We start from the raw sequence: 19,143 nt of genomic DNA on the forward strand, positions 1-19,143 counted from the left end.
AAAACCGGCAGCACGAAGGAGAGCGATGTCCATCCGGTACAGCATCCTGGCATTGCTTCAGGAGCAACCACGCTACGGATACCAATTGCGGGCGGCGTTCGAGGAACGCACGGGATCCGTCTGGCCGCTGAACATCGGGCAGGTGTACACCACGTTGAACCGGCTGGAGCGCGACGCTTTGGTCCGCAAAGAGGGCGACGACGGCCGAGGCCACGTGCTTTTCAGCATCACCGACGCGGGGACTGCGGAGATCCGCCGATGGTTTTCAACCGCGGTGGATCGTGGAGCGCCGCCGAGGAACGAATTGGCCATCAAGCTGGCGTTGGCCGTCTCGACGGCGGGGACCGACGCACACGCTCTCATCCAGGCCCAACGTGAGATATCCCTGCGGGAACTGCAGGAGTACACACAGGATCGCAAGGACCTGGCCGCCAATCAAAGAGTGACGGATACCGCCAGGCTGCTTGTCCTGGACTCCCTGATCTTCCATGCCGAGGCGGAGGCCCGCTGGCTGGATCTTTGCGAAGCCAGGCTGGTCCAGCAGTCCAATGGCGCCAGCAACGGCGTGATCGGAATCGTCCGCGGCAACGGGACAACCACCGCATAGACTGCTCCGCAGGAGGTGCTGACATCGAAACATTGACGAATGCCGACGTCCGGATCCGCCTGCTTGGCCCCGACGACGCCAGCGCGCTGATCAGCCTGGCGGAGATGGATAACTTGTTCGACGAAGATCCTTCAGTCCCGCCGTCGGGCGCGTTGACGTACGACGGCGCCCGCTCCTTCCTGGGCGACCCCGCCGTGCTGTTTTGGCTGGCTGAGCTCGGCGGGGGGATGGTGGGATTCCTCCACTGCTGCATTCAGCGCCGCCGTAATGCCGGGCCCTGGGCGGAACTGCTCCTCATGGAAATGGGGACCCATGCGCAGTGGCGCCGCCGCGGTATCGGCCGGTCCCTTCTGGCAGTCATGGAGGAGTGGATGCGGGAACACGGGCTGGAAGAAGTCTGGGTCCCGGCCAACCTCTATGCAACGGGTTTCTACGAAAAATGTGGTTTCGCTAAGGACGAAGGCGAAATACTGGTCAAGGCGCTGGGCTGAGTTGCGGCACATGAGAGTATGAACGCATGAGCGATCAGGACGACACTCAACCCAGTGGCGAGAGTTTTGACGACATCCCGGTGGAGGGCACAACCTTGGACGCTGGCACGGCACAGAGCGCATCGGAAGCGGGCCCCAGGGCCGACGGGAAGCCTGGCGCCAAGAAGGGCAGCACCCTCCAGGACCTCGTCGACGAACCAGCCAAGGTCATGCGGATCGGCACCATGATCCGCCAGCTCCTCGAAGAAGTGAAGAGCGCTCCCCTGGACGAGGCAGCGCGCGGACGCCTTGCCGCGATCCACGAACGCTCCATCAAAGAGCTGGAAGAGGGCCTCGCTCCTGAACTAGTGGAGGAGCTGGAACGTATCAGTCTCCCTTTCCCTGAAAATGCGACCCCTTCCGACGCTGAGCTCCGGATTGCGCAGGCGCAGCTTGTCGGCTGGCTCGAGGGCTTGTTCCACGGAATCCAGACCGCCATCGCCGCCCAGCAGGCAGCCCGGGAGCACGCTGTTGCCCAGCTGCAGCTTCGCCAGCTCCCGCCCGGAACCATGATTGCTCCCGGAGTCGTTATCGGGGAGAACGGTGAGCCCCAGCGTGCCCACCTTCCCGGCAAAGAAGCGGAACCAGGCAAACCTGCTCGAGTTGAAGATCCGGACCACGGTCCGGGCCAGTACCTCTGAGCGCTGGTTTGGGATTCTTTGGGGCCGTCCGGCAGGGGCGGAAGGATGACGCTGAACTTGGCAAAGGATTGTGGCGCCGTGCCCACGACCGCTTTCACCGCGGCCTTGATCGCTATCACCAGGTGCTGGAAGGTGTCGAAGACGAGCAGCTCTACGGCGAACTCGTAGCCATTGCCAACGAACTGGCGGACTTGTCGTCCAGGGTTCGTGCGGTCTGCGTGGAGGCCCAGCTCCGTTCGCCCAGTGACGGGCTGGATATTCCGGGATCGCTCGCAGGTGTCCATCGCGCGCTGTCCAAAGCGGGTAACTCTCTTGCCACGACGGCGGAGGCGGCCGCGATGCTGCGTCTCGCCGTCGGGCCCGTTCCTGTGGGTGCGGCTTCGGTACGGCGACGCGCCGAAGCCGTTTACGAGCACGTCGAGGAAGCCGAACGGTTGCTGGGGACCAAAGCCGGCTCATAGAGTTCGGCGAGTTAGGTGCAGACGCGTCTATTCCCACATAACAACTATTAAGCGCCTAGCTTAGAGGGGCTGGAATCCGTAGCCACCCCGTGTGCACGGCTGGCAGGATGGAAGCCATGACTTCGTCACCGAACCTTACTTTTAACGACGGCAACTCCATCCCCCAGCTCGGCTACGGGGTGTGGCAGGTTGAGGACGATGTAGCCGAAAAGGTAGTGCGCCAGGCCTTCGACGCCGGCTACCGCCACATCGATACCGCCAAGATCTACGGCAACGAGGCAGGCGTAGGACGCGCCATAGCATCCTCCGGCCTCAAGCCCGAGGAAATCTTCATCACCACCAAGCTGTGGAATGCGGACCAGGGCTACGAGTCCACGCTCGCGGCTTTCGAAGAGTCCATGAACCGCCTTGGCCTGGAAACCCTTGACCTGTACCTGATCCACTGGATGCAGCCCAAACAGGACAAGTTCGTGGACACGTGGAAGGCCCTCATCGAGCTCCAGAAGCGCGGACGCATCAAGTCCATCGGCGTCTCCAACTTCAGCAAGGAAGGCCTGCAGCGACTGATCGACGAGACCGGCGTTGTTCCGGCGATCCACCAGATCGAGCTGCACCCGTTCTTCAACCAGTCCGAACTCCGTGAGTTCGCCGCTGCCCGGGGCATTTTGACGCAGGCCTGGTCGCCTCTTGGCCAGGGTGGCGAGCTCCTTGAGAACGCCGCCATCGCGCAGATTGCTGCCAAGCACGGCGCCACCCCGGCGCAGGTGGTTATCGCCTGGCACCTCGCGATCGGCAACGTTGTGATCCCCAAGTCCGTGACCGAGTCCCGGATCCAGGAGAACTTCGCAGCCCTTGGCGTCACCTTGGATGAGGCCGACATCGAGGCCATCAACGGCCTGGACCGAGGCGCCGAAGGCCGCATCGGACCGGATCCGGCAGTCTCGGACTTCGCATAGTTCTTAACTCGCGCAGTTCACAACGCGGGATCTCGCAATGCGGGGTCACTTACGGCCCATTCAGCGGCACCAAATGGGCCGTAAGTGACCCCGCGTTGTTCAGAGGGGAGGGCTTGGGGCGGTGTACTTCGAAGACGTCCTGGTGCCGGATTTTGCGGCATCAGGACGCAGCTCGCGCAACCACCCCCAGGCTTCTTGTTCATCGGAGAAATACCGGGTGGGGCACTGCGGTGCGGGGAGCCCGTGCCTGCCGTGGGCAATGACACGGTCCACCGGCGTGCTACCCAGAATCGCGAAGGCCGTGATCGTGGCCGCTTCGCTGAAGAATCGGACGGCGTCGCGGCTGACAGACTCGACGCCGATGACCTGAAGTAGGACCGCAGCGCCCCTTCCGCCCGTCAGCGCCAGGTACCGCTCCTGGACAAGACCCCCGTCTTCTGCGGTGATTCGGCCTCCTGGGCGCAAGATGATCCTGAGGATCCCTTCACCTGCGTCCTCAATCCTGACATTTTCATGTTCTGGGCTGAACCCCGCTCCACCGCCGTCCACGCCGGAAACGGTGTCGACCTCTGCGTCGTGGTGTAATTCGCCCTCGGACTGAACCAGCGTTGTCATCAAATCCCCCAGATGTGATTTCACTGCGACTCCATTGACACAGTCCCCGGATGAGCAACATCGGGTGTGATCACAGTAACGGTGAGGTTGCCCGGCGTCCATGATTAGTAAGTATGCGGAGTGTTTGCCCGCGGGAGCCCGTCTGGAATCAAGTACCGGGCACGGCGAAGGGCGCACCCCGCTGGGATGCGCCCTTTGCTCTACGGGTCAGGTCAGTCCTTTTTGAAGGCGTCCTTGACCTTCTCGCCGGCCTGCTTCAAATCGCCCTTGGCTTGGTCGGCCTTGCCCTCCGCCTTCAGGTTTTCATCGCCTGTGGCGTTCCCGGCAGCTTCCTTGCCCTTGCCGCCAGCCTTCTCGGCAGCGTTCTCAATCTTGTCGCCTAGTCCCATGGTGTTTCCTCCTCTGGTTCGGCAGCCGATCGATACGGCCGTTACTACATACTAAGCATGCTTCGGGTTTGGATTTCAAATCCGATTCGGCCTTCCCGATGGCTAGGCGCCTCTACCACCCCGGGGACTCGACGACGTTGCCGTCACTCCGGAGGCACCCCGCCGGATGAGGCCAGGTTCTATCGTCGGTTCGACATTCTTGGTTCACTAGCAAGAAACGCACTTTGCAACGCGGATCGGGGCGCCTCATGGATGATCGTCGCACGGGCTTCACTGTTGCATTCCCCGAAGCGAGGAAATACAGAGCCGTCAGGATCATGTCGGGAGTTTTCTTCCTCCTGTTCTGGATCCTGTCGGGTGTCACCTTGTTCGGGTCGGCTGAACTTCCCAAATGGCCTCTGTTCATCGTCGCGGGAATCGCGGTGGCTTTCTCTTTCGGGTTGTCCACGTACGAGAAACGGAAGTGGAAGGGGCTTGCTCTCATCTTCAACCGCAGATTCGCCGATGAGTTCACAGCGCACACCGAGTGCGACTACCCGCAGGATGTGGACATCTTGAGCGTCCAACGGTCCATCGCCGTCCGAAGGCTGGACGGGTCCGTCTTGCTCTGGGGCGTGAGCCGGTCCAAGGATGGATTCAGAGTATTTCCGATGACCTAAGAGCGCGCGTTGTTCCGAAGGCCCTTGATGTGGCCCGGAATATGGGATGTCTGTTCGGGACGGGGGATAAACTCTGACGATGGGGGATTCGAGGGACAACGAAGGCATCTTCGGGGAGGTCACCGGAGGCTCGGCCTCTGGGCCACGGAAAGTGCCGGAACGTATTCCGCTGTGGAAGCTCGAAGAAATGCTGGGAGAAGGTACGCCGACGCCGACTGCCTGGCGCGAAGCAGCTGATCCTACCCCGCGACCCAAGAAACTGCGGCGGGTTGCCAGAGCTGTTTCGATCGTCGCCGGGATGGTTGTGCTTCTGGCCGGGCTCTATTTCGTGGGACCCTTTGTGCCCGGACTGAACGGACTTGGTGGACTAACCGGCGCCGCCAATCCGGGTGCGATCGGGCCCTTGGCACCCGGCGGGCCTGCAGCCGGCGCGGCGCTCCAGGCAAAGGATCATCCACCGGCGGGTATCGGGGAAAACCCGGGCCCCCTTGGTCAGCCTGCACCGCTGACCGTGACCAGCAAGTCATACGCCTTCCTGCAGAAGCGTGAGGACGGCAGTCCGGTCACCTATGATCCGTGCCGGGCGATCCATTACGTCACCCGCCCCGACAACTCACCGGCAGTCGGCCCCGAGCTCATCCAGGAAGCTGTCACTGCGATCTCCCACGCAACTGGACTGACCTTCGTCAACGACGGCGACACGGCAGAGGCTCCGTCCGCGGGCCATCGGTCATATCAGAAGGATCGGTATGGGGACCGTTGGGCTCCGGTGCTCATCGCCTGGGAGACCCACGCCGAACAACCGAAATTCACGAATCCCGCGCAAGGGGAAACTGTCATGGGCCTGGGAGGCAGCGAAGCTGTCAGCTTTGGGAATACCGGCTTCACCTACGTCAGCGGGCAGGTGGAGCTGAACGGCCCTGCACTCCAACGGATGTCGGCGGAACTCGGAACGGAACAGGTGAGGGCCGTGATCGAGCACGAGCTCGGTCACGTGGTTGGCCTGGACCATGTCAACGACCCTAGCCAGATCATGAATCCCTCGGAGACCCCAGGAGTGGTTTCGTTCGGCGCCGGCGACCTCACCGGGCTCTCCCTCGTTGGTCAAGGAAAGTGCCAGCCCACTTTGTAGGGGAGCGGGACAGGCACGCTCTATCCTACGATGCGCTCCTTGACCCCCATTTGCTGCCGAACGCGTCGATTGCTCCTTGCAAGAGGGGCTGGATTGCATGAGGGCCGCCGTCGGGTTTTGAGAGATCCCGGATGGTCAATGCAGCGGTCCGCGCTGCTACAAACCGAGGTCTTTGACCGCGGTGACCCAGTTGTGGGCGATCGCATTCTGGGCAGCTGACAGGGTGACCTTATGGGTGCAGATGGCCTTGTGCAGAGTGTTCTCCACCGCGTCTTTCGGGTTCGTGGTGCCCGTGGCGCTCGCCTTGTTCGGCTCAGGCCACAGATTCGACACGGAGTTGGTGCCGCCGAGCTCAAGGCTGATGAGATGGTCGTATTCCGTGGTCTTCGCGGCAGTCTGGCCGTATTCGCGCAGGCTCTCGGCCTTCACCTTGTCCGTATTCGAAGCTGGCGGGCGCACCGTGGCCGTATAGCCGCTCATGCAGATCGTCGAATCGAGGTTCTCTTGGGTAACCGCGGGATCTGTTGCCCCGGGAGTGCAGGCCGGGTCCGGCAGGTACTCGCCCGTGGCGGCGTCGACCACTTTGGCGGAACACTGTCCGGCAGCAAGCTGCTCGTCGGTAGCGACCATGCCGGGGGAGTGGATGGACTTCACGGCTGCAGCCGCTGCACCCGAGGGGGCGCCCCCGGGAACGGGCGCCACTGCCTGGGGAACGGCCGGCGACGCGGCCTTGGTCATCGCATCGGCGGGGTGGGTTCCCTGCTGACATCCGGCGAGGGCCAATGCAGCAAAGAGGAACGCGGCGGGCAGGGCGAGGCGATTGCGGAAGTTCATGACCCTCAAGTGTTCAGCGGCTCGGAAGTCCGTCCTCCGGAAAGGGGACGACGGGCGGAAACCGGTAACTCCCGCCCATCTTTTCTATCCTGTTGCCTGAACTTCGCAGCGCCCGGCGCGCCGGGCGGCCTACTCGCCCCGGGTCTCAACGCCTTCGGCGACCTCACAGAGCTTCGTGGATTTCATGCAGCCGAAGGACTGGCCACGGGTACACAAACCCTGCGGGCAGGGTGCGGGCAAATAGGGCCACCTGGCCAGCTGTGCATCACGGATGAAGGAGGTACCGGGCGATGAGATAGAACGCAAAATCGGCGGCACCGATGATCATGCCCGCGATGGCGAGCCCGCGACCACGCAACCCGCGCTCTCTGGCCCGCCGGAAGCCAAGGCCTGAGATGGCGGTCCCGAGCGGGCCCGCCATGGCAAAGACGAAAAGCCCGACGCAGCTGATGATGAAACCCGCTATTGCCGCCTTGCTGAACGGAGCGCGTGGCTGGACTGGTGCGTATGGATTAGGTATCTGCGGGGCGTCGGACGGCCAGCGCTTTTCGGGAGGTGGAGGAACACTGCTCATGAGGTCTGTTCTTTCTCCTGGAATGATGTCAGGCGAGCCTACGATATGGCGTGGAAGCATGCCTGCAGGCCGGGAATCCACGGGTGTGTCGGAGCCTTGAAAGCGAACTACCTACTCTGATGCCGGACGGACGTCACGTCATTCATTTCGTTCACAGGTAGCCCGCTCGGTTAATGGCCACCGGTCCTTCTGCTCGCCGCAATCATCTTGACGATTCTGAACAACCTCGGCCATGACCAGTCGATCGCCCTCGAGGTGGAGCCGGACGACGACAGCCTGACATAGAAGTAGGTGTCTGGGCTGGGGTGGCGCGCAGGCATGACGAATGACGTTCCGCACGGGTCCGGCCATCGACGTCTACATTGCAAAGACCGCCATGCAAAGCCAAAGCACGGCCATGACCATGTAGATGAATCCCATGCCTTTGAGTGTCGGCACGTCGGCAAAAGTGAAATGCTCAGGGGAGAGGCCCCGGCTCTCCTTGTACATGCGGGACCATGAACTTGCCGCACCGTTGATGTCCCGGAAGACGCAAAATCCAAATGCGAAAAGGAACACACCAGCGGCGCCAATAGCGATGCGTGAGGGCCAAAACTGTCGTGTGAGGACATAGATCAGCAGGCCTGCGATGAAGAGTGAAGGGATCAGCCATGACAATGCGCGAGCGGGCTGTGGCATCTCAGTGGCAAGCCGCTTGATCAACCGGATAGTTTTGATGACGCCCCCAAGATCCCGGCAACTTGCCGATGCATTGCATTCCTGCATGCAGGATAGACCCACCCCAGGTGGCAAAAGATTACAGCCGCACTACGGGGCGATGCAGGCGGAAGGCTGTCCAGACGGCGGACATAGTGACTCCTTGGCCGGCCGCCACGGGGAGTTAGGAGGGGTCGCACATCGGTGCACTGGGTGCGGGTCGGTCCAGGAAGTGGAGTGAGTCCATGAAGGCCTTTTGTCCGGCATCAAGGAAGGCGTCGGGGGAAGAGCCGGATATGGCGAGGGCCTGGATGAGGGTTGAGCCGTGCATGACAGTGAGGATTTGAGCGTTCAGTCTTCGGCCATCGGCGTCGGTGTACGTGAACTTGCCAAGGATCGCAGGAAACGACTGCAACGTTGTCGAATCACGGGTTTCGACGACCGGCGGGGCTGAGGTGGATTTTCCCTGACCGTTCACGGTTGAATCCATGAAGCCTTGCAGGATCTCGGTCGTGTGTGCAGGGTTCATGCACGGCAATGGGACAGCGATAACGGATTGTCCGTGGTATTGGGCGGTGAATACGTCCGCGGTTGCTGTCGTATCGGCTGTTAGGGGAATTGCGACCTTGGTGTGGGTGGGCGGGCTGAGTAATTTCACTTCGAAGCCGTGGGTCGGGTCGGTGTAATCTGTCAGACGCGGAGTTGGAGTTGGCCGTGCGGTCGGGGTGGGCGGGGGAGCAGCCTGTGTCGTAGAGGCGGCCGCCGCATCCTGGCCGCCGTTCAGCGCCTGGGGAAGCAGTGCCCAGACCCCGGCGCCGCAGAGGACGGCCAGACCGGCGATGCCGAAGACCAAGGTACTTCTTCTACGCCCTGACTGACGTTGGCCGTTCTTGCCATCTGTCCCCGTCGACAAAAGGGGCGCGACGCCTTGAATTGTCTCGTCTGGCTGGGCCGGTGTGTGGTCCTCGGACTCTCTATTCATTTAGTCCCCTGTTTTCGGTTGGCGTCGGAGTTGATGGCGGGTTCTGTCGGGTCGGCTGTGCCTCGCACGCAGTCTATGCGCCGACGCCTGTTGCCGGCGCCGAGGGGATAGCTTTGCCTGCTCCGTCGATGACGGTGTTGATGTAGCCGCTCAGCTCTTTGATTTCGGCGTCGGTCGGCTGCGCGGCCGGGATTTTCTTGCTGCCGGTGACGAACAGGGTGCCGCTCATGGCCACCATGCTCAGCGTGTAATGCGGTCCCGTTTGGTCGGTGATGGTCTGGACGTTGGCTGTTGATTTCTGCCCGTGCAGGTCTGCAAGGACGGGTGAAAGCTCGTACTTGGCGGTCTGGCCGTCGAGGGTCAGGGTTGATGGTGAGCAGCGGGTCCGGGTCTTTTCGAGACTGTAGATGCCCTGCCAGAACAGCCCGGAATCATCGGAGGATGCGGTAATTGCTGACTGGCTCGCGGGCGGCCCGATCAGGGCCGCTGCTGCCGGTATCCGGTCATCGGAGAGGCTTCCGTCGTGCAGCAGGCTGAGGCATTCATCGGGGTCAGTTCTCAGCAAGGATGAACCCATCGACTGGATGCCTTGGATCTTTTTGAGCTGGGCGTCGTCCAGTACCGTGGCGGCGGCACCGTTGATAGCACGGACGCTTGCGACCATTGCGCGCAGTTGAGCCAGTGAATAGACCTGGGCAGGGGCCGCACTGGATGTGGGGCCGGGGCTGATCGTCCAGGCGTCTGTCGGTGCCGCACTTGGTACTGAAGCGCTCAAGCAACCGGAAATCGGCAGGATCATCATGCCGGCGAGCAGCGATATGAGAACGCGCGGAAACCTCAATGCAACCAACCCCCAAATAGATCGCCAAGGTGAACGCGGGCCGACGATGCACGGCATTTGCGTTACCCTCAAGCCCCGATACCTTCAGGCATAGGGGCTTGGACAAGATTAGCTTCTCGACTCCTTCCCCGAAAGCAATTGTTGGCCGGGCCTCCGCCGTGTCCGCTCTGAGCCTCTATCGGGGCCTCAACAAGGTACTAAACATCGGGATGTTGGCGTCATGCCTGCCTTGGCGTCGCCCCTGCTCGCCGCGCTGACGGGCCGAAACGAATGGGCAGTTTCTGTGTAGCATGACGTTCAGTGACAGCGAAGCGTCGATTGCCTGTGGGGAGGGTTTGAATGGCCGAGGTGAGGTTCGTTCCACGTAGCCAATGGGACACGCTGCCTGTCCAGCCGCCGGCGGGAATGTGGCTGATCCGGGCCGTTCCTTTCATCAAAGGGATCCTGGCGGCCTTGGGGGTTGGAGCACCGCTGGCACTGATCGACGCCGCCACCCACTATGCCTTCCCGACGTGGATACCGCTGGTGCCCCTTTGGCTTGCCATCGCCCTGTGCGCCGGGGCCATGGTGATCGCTGTCCTCGCGATCCGCCCCTACTACGCCGAGCGGAAACTCGGCTACACGACGTGGCCAGAGAAAGACCCGGCACCGGGGCCAAGCGGCAGATGAACCGGCTCACGAAGTCTAAAGGCCGACTTGGTCCGGTAGAATCCCCAGGAGGCTCACGTGCTTCACACCATTAAGGACCAGGGCGGCGGCGCGGTCCCGACCGCGCCGTGGGAGCCGACGGTCCGGTATCCCGTGCTCAAGGGTTTCAGCGCCGCAGCCTGGCAGCGGACCTCCACAACAAGTCTCCTGGCCTTCCTAGGCACGGGCATACTCATGGTTGGGTTTGCGATCGCCAGCAACAATGGCGCCGGGGTCAAGAACGTCGCCCTCGTGTTTTACGGGATCTTCGTGCTCGCGAGACTCACCGCGGCGGTGTCGGGCGCGGTGTCCATTTACAAGGCCCGCAGGGAGTACCGGCATGGCTACACGACCCTGCAGAGCTTCTCCAAGTTCGGCATGTACTACAGGGCGCTCCCTCGTATCGAACCGGGTAGCCGAGCTCTTCCGCGGCTCCGAGGACCCCCTCCGGCCATTCGGCCATAAATATCCACGGCATGTTCTCCTTGGCGAGGAAGTTCACCGGAGTCCAGGAGAAGATGAAATGCGGACGCCCCGGATAGATCTCGCGGACGGCCGAACGCTCGAGCCGCCAAGGGCCGAAGTGGCGCGCCCACCACCGGCATCGGGGGCGGAACTCAAGCTGCGAGGCGCTCATGGTGAGTATCACCCACGGTCCTTTGATCCTGAACCGCCCGGAGTTCGATAAGCCACCTCTGAAAACGTAAGTCATTCGGTCACCCGGGGTTTCAGTCATCGTCGCGTTCGGGTTCCAACGTAAGGCCCGCGGCGATGCGTCGCCGGTCCTCCTTGTGCGATTTGCGGACGAGCCTGAGTCGGAGCATTCCCTTCACCATCAGGACTCCCGCGATAAGCATCAAGACCGCCATCAATGCGATGGCCCAATACGTACTCGGATCGCTGGCTTTGGGTTGAAACACAACGAACAGGACGATGACGAGGAGCATCGTGAAGTTGGCGACCGCCATCGGACCGAACATCGAGTACACGGCTTGCCACGTGTTTCTGCTGGTCGTCGGCCCCTGCGCTCTTCTGGTCACGTCAGCGGCCCTGCCGGTCCTGCGGGACCTCTCCGAAGTGGACATTAGACCCACCCGCCGGGCTGTCTCTCCCGCTCACGACGGCGAAAGGCGGCAACAAGTACAACACCCACGTACCGTGCATTCGGCGCTTGGACATGATTGATGATTGCTCCCAGCCCGGACGACGTAGCCGCCACATTGGCCTTATGGCCATTCCGGGTCAAGGTTGGCTATTTCGAAAGCCAGTCTTGCCATTCCCGCCTCAGAGTCTTCCCATTCTGTGCACCCTGCCGTTGACTCGGAGCCTCGCGGCGGAGTAGTCAGATGGGCGGTAATGTCGCGTGCCTCGACTTCCTCCACGAGGATGCGGAGCATTGTGTCGGCCATGGCCCGCGGTAGCTCACCGTTTGTGTCCAAGTACGCCATCAGGCCTGTGTCTGTGAGGTAGACCGGGGAGCAGTAATTTGCGGTGTATTCCCCGGTGCTTGCCATCTCGGCGGCGGTCAGCTCGTTGCCATTGCCGTCAACACGCATGCATCGTCCTATCGCAACATGGAGTGCCTCCGCCGCTTTGTCCGTTTCGTCCGAAATGACCAGGAAGAACGGTGAAGGCCCCTCCCAGCCATCGAAGATCCCCTCAGACCGCTCGCCCTGACTTTCAAAAATGTCCGGATCGACTGTCACGTTTGCCATGCTGTCCCCCTGATAGCTGCCACTTGGAGCAGCTCGGGAGTGAGCGCCAACGCAGCACGATTCGAATATCGTCTGCCACGGAACGTCGCTGGTCAAGGTTCTCGGTGGTGGCAACGGTATGCAGACAAGACCTCGGGGGCGCCCGCATGGCACCGTCCCTCATAAAAGGGGTGGTCCGGTCGGACCTCTGTCGCGGCAGGACGGTAGCCCTTACTCTTTGGGCAAGGGCAATCAGCGGAGGGGTGGCATTGGGGAGAAGTCTCAAGGAAACTGGGGTCGCTCCCGTTGCCGCTGCGTGTGGCGTGGGCGACGTGTGTCGGCGCCGTTCTGGTCACCGTCCTGGGTCCACTTGCGCTGCCGGGCGGCGTAGCGAAAGCAGTCTTCCCGTACACCTTCGGGTTGATTGGCCTTACCGCGCTCCTTCTGGGCATGATACTCGTCACCGATTATCACGGTTCCCTGTCTTCTGTTGCCAAGCACTCAATGATCGGGGTCGGGTCGCTGCTACGAGTCCAGCAACAGAGTCAAAAGTGGAGCCCGGACCTCGGAGCAAAAAATAAGCCCCACCATTCCAATGGATTGGCGGGGCTTTTCGAGCTTCCTATCAGAATCGAACTGATGACCTTTTCATTACGAGTGAAACGCTCTACCGACTGAGCTAAGGAAGCACCGCGTTATCGTCCGGGTACCGGCTGAATCACGCAAGATACAACTGTAATAGAGTCACCTCGTCCGGGTCAAAACAGCCCGGCGCGGAGCTCCCTTGGCGCCGTTGTTGCGGAATTCACCCGCTCGTCGCGCCGGGTTCAGGCCGTCGTCGCGGACCGGGGGCAAGCTGGGCGGACTAACGTGGCCGCACGATTTCGGTCATCAACCAGCGAAGGGGCGCCATGAGCATGGACAGCAGCAAGAGGATCAACGCGGACGACGCCGGGGCGCACCGTGCGGAGCGGCTGCGGCTTGCTGTCTTGGATATGGTGGGCACCACGATTACCGACGATGGCCGTACCGAGCGGGCGATGTCCCTCGCCCTGCAGGAGACCGGCGTCGAGCCTGGTTCGCCCCGTTTCGAAAGCATGCTCGGCTACGCCCGGGACACCATGGGCTTTTCCAAGTTGACCGTTTTCAGCCATCTTTTTGAAGAAGCCCAACGGGCCGAGAGCGCCAACAAGGCCTTCGAACGCGCCTACGACGATCTGATTGCCGACGCTGGTGTCCGGGCTATTCCAGGTGCTGAGGAAACCATCGACTGGTTGCGAGACTCCGGCGTGAAAGTTTGCCTGGCTACGGGCTTCGGCCGGCACACCCAGAACATGGTGCTCGAGTCCCTGGGCTGGATGGGGAAGGCCGATCTCAGCCTGTGCCCGGCCGACGCCGGCCGCGGACGCCCTTACCCAGACATGATTCTCACGGCAGTCTTGGCCCTTGACCTGGATGATGTCCGCGAGGTCGTCGTGGTGGGGGACACGAGCTCGGATATGTTGTCCGGCCTTCGCTCCGGCGCCTCCGCCGTGGTGGGCGTGCTCACTGGCTTCCACTCCGAGGCGGCTTTGCGTGCGGCCGGCGCCACCGCCGTCGTGCCCTCAGTCAAGGATCTTCCCGCGTTGCTTGAGCCCCGCGCGGCACGGCTCTAGCGCGGGCGCCTCAAGTTTGCGAACAAGCTCAGCACATAGTCCCGTCTGAAGGCGCCGTTCCATTCACGAAGTAGTTGTCCACGGCGTCGGAAACGCACTGGTTGGAGCGGCCGTAGGCGGTGTGGCCTTCGCCCTTCCACGTCACGAGGGAAGCATTGCCGAGTTGTTTCCGCAGGGAACCAGCCCAGGCGACAGGTGTCGCCGGGTCCCCGGTGGTGCCAATAACCACAACCGGCGCCGAGCCCGTGTACTTGACGGGAGCAGGCGTGTGCACGGGCTTGTAGGGCCAGTCCTTGCAGTTGATGCCGCCGTAAGCGAAGTAGTAGCCGAAGGTTGGGGAGAGCTGCTTCAGCCGGGCTTCCTCGGAACGCATCCCGGCCGTGTCCGTGACCATGGGGTAGTCAAGGCAGTTGATGGCGTTGAACGCGAACTGGGTGTTCGAGGTGTAGGTGCCGTTCGGGTCCCGGTCTGCGCCGAAGTCGGCAATCCGAAGCATGAGCGACACGTCGCCCTTGAACGCGGCCACCAGGGCCTGGGTCAGGACGGGCCACGATTCGTTGTCGTAGAGCGGGGTGAAAATACCGCTGACGAACGTCGCCCCGGTGACCAGCCGCCCGTCCTTGGCGCGCTTGGGATTCTGCTCGACGTCGGCAATGAGGTCCTGGATCTGCTGCACGCCATTATCGACGCTGCCGGTCATCGGGCATCCGGATCTTGCCTGGCAATCCGCCACATACGTGCGGAGCTCCTTTTCGAACGCCTCGGCCTGCCCCGCAGTGAGGTCCTCGTTGGTGAGGGCCGGATCCACAGCGCCATCCAAAACGAGCCTGCCGACGTTGTTCGGGAACAAGGATGCATAGGTGGCGCCCAGGGACGTTCCGTAGGAGAAGCCCAGGTAGTTGAGTTTTGCGTCGTTCAGCACTGCACGGAGGATGTCCATGTCCTTGGCGGAGCTGGCAGTGTCAATGTGCGGCAGGGCGGGCCCGGATTTTTCCACGCATTTGGTATTGATGGCCTTGGTGTCGGCCAACGCCGCGGCGATGCCTTGGTCGGTTTCGTAGTTGTAGACCTTCTCGCGGGAAGCGTCCCGCTCGGCATCGCTGAGGCACGTCACCGGCGCCGACCGCTTGACGCCGCGGGGATCGAAGCCCACCAGGTCGAAGCTGGACCGCAGCTTGCTGGTGAAGTGGGTTTTCGCCGCGTCCCTGACGAAGTCATAGCCCGAAGCGCCGGGGCCACCGGGATTCACCAGGAGTGAACCCTTCTTTGTGCCTTGGCTCTGGAGCCGGATGGCCGCGATGGAGATGCTGTCACCATCGGGTTTGGCATAGTCCACCGGCACTTTGATGTTGGCGCACTGGAATCCCTGCTCACAGGACGTCCAGTTCACTCTTTGGGAGTAGAAACTCTCCAGTCCTGCCGGCGCCGCGGCGGCGATGGACGCATCCGGGGTGCTGACGTTGCCGGACCCGTTGCCGGCACCATCGTTGGGCGCCGGTACCGAGAAAACGCAGCCGCTCAGCAGCAGGCTCGCGGAGACCGTGGCAGCGACTGCCGCTGCCACCCGCCGCAGTGAGGGGAACCGTGTCCTGGAACTGGACCCGGCGGGCCGGCGTCGTGCGGGGGTCATGCGTTTCTCCTCAGGCTGGGGAAGCGTGCTGTACTTCTAAACTATCCGGCTATTGCTGAATCAGGCTGCTCGCCATGGACTCGACGGCCAGCAGCGGTGCCACGTTGGTGGTGGTGATCCGCACGCGCGCCTTGTTGATGGCATCCATGCGGGCCAAGGTGATTTCAGGCGTGGAGCCTGCCGCATAGGCCTCCAGTTCACTCCTGAGTTCAACGTTGACCAACTCCACGGCGTTCCCCAGTTGGATGACCAGGACGTCCCGATAGAAGGACAGCAGATCAGTCAGCGTGCGGTCGAGGGAATCGGTGATGGAGCGCTTGGCCCGCCGTTTCTGGTCGTCCTCAAGTTGCCTCACCTGGCTTCGCATCGACGGCGGCAGCGTGCCCGATTCCGGAGCGCCCAAGCTCGCGAGCAGGGCGACCTTTTCGGCGGCGTCGCGTTCGTCGTTGGAGCTGTTGGCCTCATCGGTCGCGATCTTGACCAGCTTTTCGGCCATCATCACGGCGGCAGTGACGCCCCTCAGGCCCAGCGGGAAACGGACAGTCTCCATCCGGCGTTCCCTGGCCTCCGGATCGCGGGCCAGCCGACGCGCAATGCCGATGTGGCTTTGGGCAGCGCGGGCGGCCCGGTCAGCGATGGCGGGGTCGACGCCGTCGCGCCTTACCAGCAGGGCGGCGACGTCGGCAGCCGGCGGAATCCGAAGGCTCACGGGACGGCAACGCGAGCGGATGGTGACCAGCACATCCGCGGGCGACGGTGCGCACAGCATCCAGATGGTCCGGGGTGTGGGTTCCTCGATGGCCTTAAGCAGTACGTTGGTGGTGCGCTCGGCCATACGGTCCGCGTCCTCCACCACAATGATGCGCCAGCGGCCCGACGCCGGCCGGTCGCCGGCCTTGGACACCAGCTGGCGGGCTTCTTCGATGGTGATGGTGACCTTCTCCGTGCGCACGAAGGTCACGTCTGAGTGGGTCTCGCCAAGGATGGTCCGGCACGATGCGCATTCGCCGCAGCCGCGAAGTGCGACGTCGTCCTGCTCACAGTTCAATGCCGCCGCGAACGCCTTGGCCGCGTTGGAACGGCCCGAACCCGGCGGTCCGGTGAACAACCACGCGTGCGTGAGGCCTTCGCCTTGGGCAGCCGCGCGCAATTGCGCGACGACGGGCGCTTGGCCCTGGAGCTCGTCCCAGACGCTCATGTGCGGCTCCCAAGTAAGTCCTGCACGCGCCGGAGGATCTGCGCGGCGAGGTCCTCGACGGCATCCTTGGCGGGCAGCACGAGGTACGTCTCCGGGCGCGCCTGTGCCAGTTCCAGGAAAGCGGCACGGATGCGGGCGTGGAAATCGTCCGGTTCCGACTCGAGCCGGTCCTCGGCAGCGTCTCCGGCAGTTCTGCGGTCCCGGCCATCGCCGGGGTGGACGTCGAGGAGGACCGTCAGGTCCGGCTCGAGTCCTTCGGTGGCCCATTCGTTGAGCCGCCTGACGTCGACGGTTCCGAGATCCCTGCCGGCGCCCTGGTAAGCGACGGAGGAGTCTATATAGCGGTCCGTGATCACCACTGCGCCTTGTGCCAACGCCGGGCGGATGACCTGGCTTGCGTGGGCGGCCCGGGAGGCTGCGAACATCAGGGCCTCGGTCCGGGGATCAATAGCGCCGTGGCCGTGGTCCAGCACGAGGGAACGCAGCTTCTCACCGATCGGCGTGCCTCCGGGCTCCCGGGTGCGCAGCACGGAAAAGCCAAGGGACTCGAGCGACTCAGCCAGGCGGGCGGCCTGCGTGGACTTGCCGGCCCCGTCCCCGCCTTCGAAGGCGATGAAGAGTCCGGGGCGCTGGTCCGGCATGGGGCTCTGGTCCTGCTTGAGGCGCTGCGTAGTCACGGATCTAAGCGTACAGAGGAACTCTGACAGTGCCCGACGGCGGCGCTCGCCCGCCCGGGCGCGACGCACCCTGCCGCTGGGCGAGACGAAGCCGTAACAGCTTTCCAGCGCCCGCTCCCCGCGCCGTAGGCTGGGGCAATGAGTCTTTCCCGAGAACATGCCGCAGATCTGTCCCCTGACACTGTGGTGGTGGCGGCAGGCCGTCCCGAACGAAGCCATGACCAGCCCGTCAACCCGCCCATCGTTCTGTCCTCCACGTATTTCGGCACGGGAGCACTGAGCGACGGCGACCGCGGCTACGGACGCTATGCCAACCCCACGTGGGATCCGTTCGAGGAAGCGCTGGCCCAGCTGGAAGGAGCCGAGCTGCCCGGCCTGCTGTATGCCTCGGGCCTGGCAGCGGTGAGTTCCGCGTTGTCGCTCGTGCCGGCCGGGGGAGTCCTCGTCATGCCGACGCACAGCTACGCAGGATCGCTCGTCATGGCCACCGAACTCGCGGCCAAGGGCATCCTTGAATTGCGGACCGTCGACATCGCGGACACCGACGCCGTCAAGGCGCAGCTCGCCCCCGCGGATGGAAAGCCCGCCAGCATGCTGTGGATCGAAAGTCCCACCAACCCCATGCTCGGCATCGCCGACGTCCGGGCCCTGGCCACCGCGGCCCATGAGGCCGGCGCCATCGTGGTCACGGACAACACCTTCTCCACGCCGCTCGTCCAGCAGCCCCTCAGCCTGGGCTCCGACGTCGTGCTCCATTCGGTGACGAAATACCTGGCCGGCCACTCCGACGTCGTACTCGGCGCCTTGGTGACATCCGACGCCGGGCTGCGCGGGGAACTCCTGCACCACCGCATCATCCACGGCGGCATCGCGGGCCCGTTCGAGGCCTGGCTCGCGCTCCGCGGACTGCGCACGCTGGCACTCCGGATCGAGCGCTCGCAAGCTTCTGCCGCAACCCTGGCCGAGCGGCTGAGTACCCACCCCCGCGTCGAGTCGATCCGTTTCCCGGGCCTGCCCACCGATCCCGGCCATGAGCGGGCCAAGTCCCAAATGAAGGGCTTCGGTTCGATCCTCTGCATCCAGCTCGCCGGAGACGGGACCCGCAGCGGTGCCGACGCGGCAGATCAGCTGGTTCGTGCATTGCAGTTGTGGATCCCGGCGACGTCGCTGGGCGGCGTCGAATCCCTCATCGAACGCCGACGCCGGCACACCGCCGAGCCGCTCAGTGTGCCGGACAACCTGGTCAGGATGAGCGTCGGAATCGAGAACGTCGAAGACCTCTGGGCGGATTTGGAGCAAGCGCTCAAGTCGCTTGACCGCTAGGCTTGTGGGCGTGGACGGAAAAATTTTGATTTCAAACATCCAGAATGGGATTTGGTTCATTCTGGGACTGGTCGCCTTCGCTTTGGAGCTGTGGGCGCTGGTCGATTGCCTGCGCCACAAACCCTCGTCCTTTGAGGCCGCGTCCAAGCGCACCAAGACTTTCTGGCTTGCCCTGACCGGCATCGCAGCGGTGATCGGCGGGCTTTCCCTGCTCGGTGGCGGCAGTGGCTTCGGCTTCTTCGGCATCGCGGCTGTCACCGCGGGGTGCGTCTATTTGGCGGACGTCCGTCCCGCGGTGAAGGAAATCGGCAACAGCGGCCGCAACCAGGGGCCGTACGGTCCCTGGTGATCCCCACCGGCTC

24 protein-coding genes and 1 tRNA gene are annotated in these 19,143 nt (G+C 63.1%); 12 read left to right on the plus strand and 13 right to left on the minus strand.

What is annotated here, in order from left to right; translation table 11 throughout:
• Positions 1 to 25 precede the first annotated feature (25 nt).
• The 5 genes from QRN51_RS04430 to QRN51_RS04450 all read left to right on the plus strand — a co-directional run bounded on the left by QRN51_RS04430 (position 26) and on the right by QRN51_RS04450 (position 3,195).
• Positions 26 to 607 (plus strand): PadR family transcriptional regulator, encoded by a 582-nt coding sequence (locus QRN51_RS04430; RefSeq protein WP_284988779.1) that lies wholly within the window; start codon positions 26 to 28, stop codon positions 605 to 607.
• A 32-nt stretch (positions 608 to 639) separates the two neighbouring features.
• The gene (locus tag QRN51_RS04435; protein ID WP_284988780.1) at positions 640 to 1,098 is read left to right on the plus strand and encodes a GNAT family N-acetyltransferase; all 459 of its coding nucleotides are present in this window, start codon (positions 640 to 642) and stop codon (positions 1,096 to 1,098) included.
• 26 nt (positions 1,099 to 1,124) lie between these two features.
• Positions 1,125 to 1,778, plus strand: coding sequence for a bacterial proteasome activator family protein (locus QRN51_RS04440; protein WP_284988781.1), 654 nt, complete (start codon positions 1,125 to 1,127; stop codon positions 1,776 to 1,778).
• Between the two features lie 8 nt (positions 1,779 to 1,786).
• The gene (locus QRN51_RS04445) at positions 1,787 to 2,239 is read left to right on the plus strand and encodes a hypothetical protein (protein ID WP_284988782.1); all 453 of its coding nucleotides are present in this window, start codon (positions 1,787 to 1,789) and stop codon (positions 2,237 to 2,239) included.
• A 116-nt stretch (positions 2,240 to 2,355) separates the two neighbouring features.
• The gene (locus tag QRN51_RS04450) at positions 2,356 to 3,195 is read left to right on the plus strand and encodes an aldo/keto reductase (RefSeq protein ID WP_284988783.1); all 840 of its coding nucleotides are present in this window, start codon (positions 2,356 to 2,358) and stop codon (positions 3,193 to 3,195) included.
• A gap of 99 nt (positions 3,196 to 3,294) precedes the next feature.
• On the opposite strand, the gene QRN51_RS04455 is transcribed toward QRN51_RS04450, so the two are convergent.
• Both QRN51_RS04455 and QRN51_RS04460 read right to left on the minus strand, forming a co-directional pair.
• Positions 3,295 to 3,810 (minus strand): DUF7793 family protein, encoded by a 516-nt coding sequence (locus tag QRN51_RS04455; protein ID WP_284988784.1) that lies wholly within the window; start codon positions 3,808 to 3,810, stop codon positions 3,295 to 3,297.
• 212 nt (positions 3,811 to 4,022) lie between these two features.
• Positions 4,023 to 4,199, minus strand: coding sequence for a CsbD family protein (locus tag QRN51_RS04460; protein ID WP_059388645.1), 177 nt, complete (start codon positions 4,197 to 4,199; stop codon positions 4,023 to 4,025).
• A gap of 248 nt (positions 4,200 to 4,447) precedes the next feature.
• Here QRN51_RS04460 and QRN51_RS04465 point away from each other — a divergent pair, with 248 nt between their 5' ends.
• Together QRN51_RS04465 and QRN51_RS04470 are read left to right on the plus strand one after the other, a co-directional pair.
• Positions 4,448 to 4,858, plus strand: coding sequence for a hypothetical protein (locus QRN51_RS04465; RefSeq protein WP_284988785.1), 411 nt, complete (start codon positions 4,448 to 4,450; stop codon positions 4,856 to 4,858).
• Between the two features lie 79 nt (positions 4,859 to 4,937).
• The gene (locus tag QRN51_RS04470) at positions 4,938 to 5,990 is read left to right on the plus strand and encodes a matrixin family metalloprotease (RefSeq protein WP_284988786.1); all 1,053 of its coding nucleotides are present in this window, start codon (positions 4,938 to 4,940) and stop codon (positions 5,988 to 5,990) included.
• A 156-nt stretch (positions 5,991 to 6,146) separates the two neighbouring features.
• On the opposite strand, the gene QRN51_RS04475 is transcribed toward QRN51_RS04470, so the two are convergent.
• The 5 genes from QRN51_RS04475 to QRN51_RS04495 form a co-directional block, all read right to left on the minus strand.
• A complete protein-coding gene (locus QRN51_RS04475; RefSeq protein ID WP_284988787.1) occupies positions 6,147 to 6,824 on the minus strand; it encodes a hypothetical protein in 678 nt (225 codons plus the stop codon).
• Between the two features lie 265 nt (positions 6,825 to 7,089).
• Positions 7,090 to 7,398 carry a DUF4190 domain-containing protein gene (locus tag QRN51_RS04480; RefSeq protein WP_284988788.1) on the minus strand — a complete coding sequence of 103 codons (309 nt, stop codon included), beginning with the start codon at positions 7,396 to 7,398 and terminating at the stop codon, positions 7,090 to 7,092.
• Between the two features lie 357 nt (positions 7,399 to 7,755).
• The gene (locus QRN51_RS04485; RefSeq protein WP_284988789.1) at positions 7,756 to 8,100 is read right to left on the minus strand and encodes a hypothetical protein; all 345 of its coding nucleotides are present in this window, start codon (positions 8,098 to 8,100) and stop codon (positions 7,756 to 7,758) included.
• 178 nt (positions 8,101 to 8,278) lie between these two features.
• Entirely contained in the window at positions 8,279 to 8,947 is a 669-nt protein-coding gene (locus QRN51_RS04490) for a hypothetical protein (RefSeq protein ID WP_284988790.1), read from the minus strand.
• A 202-nt stretch (positions 8,948 to 9,149) separates the two neighbouring features.
• Positions 9,150 to 9,740, minus strand: a complete 591-nt coding sequence (locus QRN51_RS04495; protein WP_284988791.1) for a hypothetical protein — start codon at positions 9,738 to 9,740, stop codon at positions 9,150 to 9,152.
• 516 nt (positions 9,741 to 10,256) lie between these two features.
• Here QRN51_RS04495 and QRN51_RS04500 point away from each other — a divergent pair.
• On the plus strand, positions 10,257 to 10,586 hold the full coding sequence (locus QRN51_RS04500) for a hypothetical protein (RefSeq protein ID WP_059388654.1): 330 nt from the start codon (positions 10,257 to 10,259) through the stop codon (positions 10,584 to 10,586).
• 57 nt (positions 10,587 to 10,643) lie between these two features.
• Positions 10,644 to 11,069, plus strand: a complete 426-nt coding sequence (locus tag QRN51_RS04505; RefSeq protein ID WP_284988792.1) for a hypothetical protein — start codon at positions 10,644 to 10,646, stop codon at positions 11,067 to 11,069.
• Between the two features lie 263 nt (positions 11,070 to 11,332).
• Here the strand turns inward: QRN51_RS04505 and QRN51_RS04510 are convergent, their stop codons facing one another.
• The 3 genes from QRN51_RS04510 to QRN51_RS04520 all read right to left on the minus strand — a co-directional run bounded on the left by QRN51_RS04510 (position 11,333) and on the right by QRN51_RS04520 (position 12,987).
• Positions 11,333 to 11,644: a hypothetical protein gene (locus QRN51_RS04510; RefSeq protein ID WP_172465578.1), complete on the minus strand. Its 312-nt coding sequence runs from the start codon at positions 11,642 to 11,644 to the stop codon at positions 11,333 to 11,335.
• Positions 11,645 to 11,830: 186 nt separating this feature from the next.
• Positions 11,831 to 12,319, minus strand: a complete 489-nt coding sequence (locus tag QRN51_RS04515; protein WP_059388657.1) for a hypothetical protein — start codon at positions 12,317 to 12,319, stop codon at positions 11,831 to 11,833.
• Between the two features lie 595 nt (positions 12,320 to 12,914).
• Positions 12,915 to 12,987, minus strand: a tRNA-Thr gene (locus tag QRN51_RS04520).
• 228 nt (positions 12,988 to 13,215) lie between these two features.
• Between QRN51_RS04520 and QRN51_RS04525 the strand changes: the two genes are divergently transcribed.
• Positions 13,216 to 13,953: an HAD-IA family hydrolase gene (locus tag QRN51_RS04525; protein ID WP_284988812.1), complete on the plus strand. Its 738-nt coding sequence runs from the start codon at positions 13,216 to 13,218 to the stop codon at positions 13,951 to 13,953.
• A 28-nt stretch (positions 13,954 to 13,981) separates the two neighbouring features.
• Here QRN51_RS04525 and QRN51_RS04530 read toward each other — a convergent pair whose 3' ends face one another.
• Genes QRN51_RS04530 through tmk form a run of 3 tightly spaced genes read right to left on the minus strand, consistent with a single transcriptional unit; the run spans position 13,982 to position 17,422 of the window.
• Positions 13,982 to 15,583: an alpha/beta hydrolase gene (locus QRN51_RS04530; protein ID WP_284988793.1), complete on the minus strand. Its 1,602-nt coding sequence runs from the start codon at positions 15,581 to 15,583 to the stop codon at positions 13,982 to 13,984.
• Between the two features lie 49 nt (positions 15,584 to 15,632).
• Positions 15,633 to 16,781: a DNA polymerase III subunit delta' gene (locus QRN51_RS04535; protein WP_284988794.1), complete on the minus strand. Its 1,149-nt coding sequence runs from the start codon at positions 16,779 to 16,781 to the stop codon at positions 15,633 to 15,635.
• Positions 16,778 to 17,422, minus strand: coding sequence for a dTMP kinase (gene tmk, locus QRN51_RS04540; protein WP_284988813.1), 645 nt, complete (start codon positions 17,420 to 17,422; stop codon positions 16,778 to 16,780). Before tmk ends, QRN51_RS04535 begins: the two co-directional genes overlap by 4 nt.
• Positions 17,423 to 17,596: 174 nt before the next feature.
• Here tmk and QRN51_RS04545 point away from each other — a divergent pair, with 174 nt between their 5' ends.
• Both QRN51_RS04545 and QRN51_RS04550 read left to right on the plus strand, forming a co-directional pair.
• Complete coding sequence (locus tag QRN51_RS04545) at positions 17,597 to 18,781, plus strand: trans-sulfuration enzyme family protein (protein ID WP_284988795.1); 1,185 nt, start codon at positions 17,597 to 17,599, stop codon at positions 18,779 to 18,781.
• A gap of 10 nt (positions 18,782 to 18,791) precedes the next feature.
• Positions 18,792 to 19,130, plus strand: a complete 339-nt coding sequence (locus QRN51_RS04550) for a DUF2516 family protein (RefSeq protein WP_284988796.1) — start codon at positions 18,792 to 18,794, stop codon at positions 19,128 to 19,130.
• Positions 19,131 to 19,143: the final 13 nt, after the last annotated feature.

The sequence above is a fragment of the Arthrobacter sp. efr-133-TYG-120 genome, from assembly GCF_030209785.1.
Classification (GTDB): domain Bacteria; phylum Actinomycetota; class Actinomycetes; order Actinomycetales; family Micrococcaceae; genus Arthrobacter.

Excerpts from the sequence above, each read along its gene's own strand:
- QRN51_RS04495 (WP_284988791.1), bottom strand. The coding sequence starts at position 9,740 with ATGGTCGCAAGCGTCCGTGCTATCAACGGTGCCGCCGCCACGGTACTG.
- QRN51_RS04525 (WP_284988812.1), top strand. The coding sequence starts at position 13,216 with ATGGACAGCAGCAAGAGGATCAACGCGGACGACGCCGGGGCGCACCGT.
- QRN51_RS04545 (WP_284988795.1), top strand. The coding sequence starts at position 17,597 with ATGAGTCTTTCCCGAGAACATGCCGCAGATCTGTCCCCTGACACTGTG.
- QRN51_RS04430 (WP_284988779.1), top strand. The coding sequence starts at position 26 with ATGTCCATCCGGTACAGCATCCTGGCATTGCTTCAGGAGCAACCACGC.
- QRN51_RS04465 (WP_284988785.1), top strand. The coding sequence starts at position 4,448 with ATGGATGATCGTCGCACGGGCTTCACTGTTGCATTCCCCGAAGCGAGG.
- QRN51_RS04530 (WP_284988793.1), bottom strand. The coding sequence starts at position 15,583 with ATGACCCCCGCACGACGCCGGCCCGCCGGGTCCAGTTCCAGGACACGG.
- QRN51_RS04515 (WP_059388657.1), bottom strand. The coding sequence starts at position 12,319 with ATGGCAAACGTGACAGTCGATCCGGACATTTTTGAAAGTCAGGGCGAG.
- QRN51_RS04535 (WP_284988794.1), bottom strand. The coding sequence starts at position 16,781 with ATGAGCGTCTGGGACGAGCTCCAGGGCCAAGCGCCCGTCGTCGCGCAA.
- QRN51_RS04470 (WP_284988786.1), top strand. The coding sequence starts at position 4,938 with ATGGGGGATTCGAGGGACAACGAAGGCATCTTCGGGGAGGTCACCGGA.
- QRN51_RS04460 (WP_059388645.1), bottom strand. The coding sequence starts at position 4,199 with ATGGGACTAGGCGACAAGATTGAGAACGCTGCCGAGAAGGCTGGCGGC.
- QRN51_RS04500 (WP_059388654.1), top strand. The coding sequence starts at position 10,257 with ATGGCCGAGGTGAGGTTCGTTCCACGTAGCCAATGGGACACGCTGCCT.
- tmk (WP_284988813.1), bottom strand. The coding sequence starts at position 17,422 with ATGCCGGACCAGCGCCCCGGACTCTTCATCGCCTTCGAAGGCGGGGAC.
- QRN51_RS04450 (WP_284988783.1), top strand. The coding sequence starts at position 2,356 with ATGACTTCGTCACCGAACCTTACTTTTAACGACGGCAACTCCATCCCC.
- QRN51_RS04475 (WP_284988787.1), bottom strand. The coding sequence starts at position 6,824 with ATGAACTTCCGCAATCGCCTCGCCCTGCCCGCCGCGTTCCTCTTTGCT.
- QRN51_RS04440 (WP_284988781.1), top strand. The coding sequence starts at position 1,125 with ATGAGCGATCAGGACGACACTCAACCCAGTGGCGAGAGTTTTGACGAC.
- QRN51_RS04455 (WP_284988784.1), bottom strand. The coding sequence starts at position 3,810 with ATGACAACGCTGGTTCAGTCCGAGGGCGAATTACACCACGACGCAGAG.
- QRN51_RS04480 (WP_284988788.1), bottom strand. The coding sequence starts at position 7,398 with ATGAGCAGTGTTCCTCCACCTCCCGAAAAGCGCTGGCCGTCCGACGCC.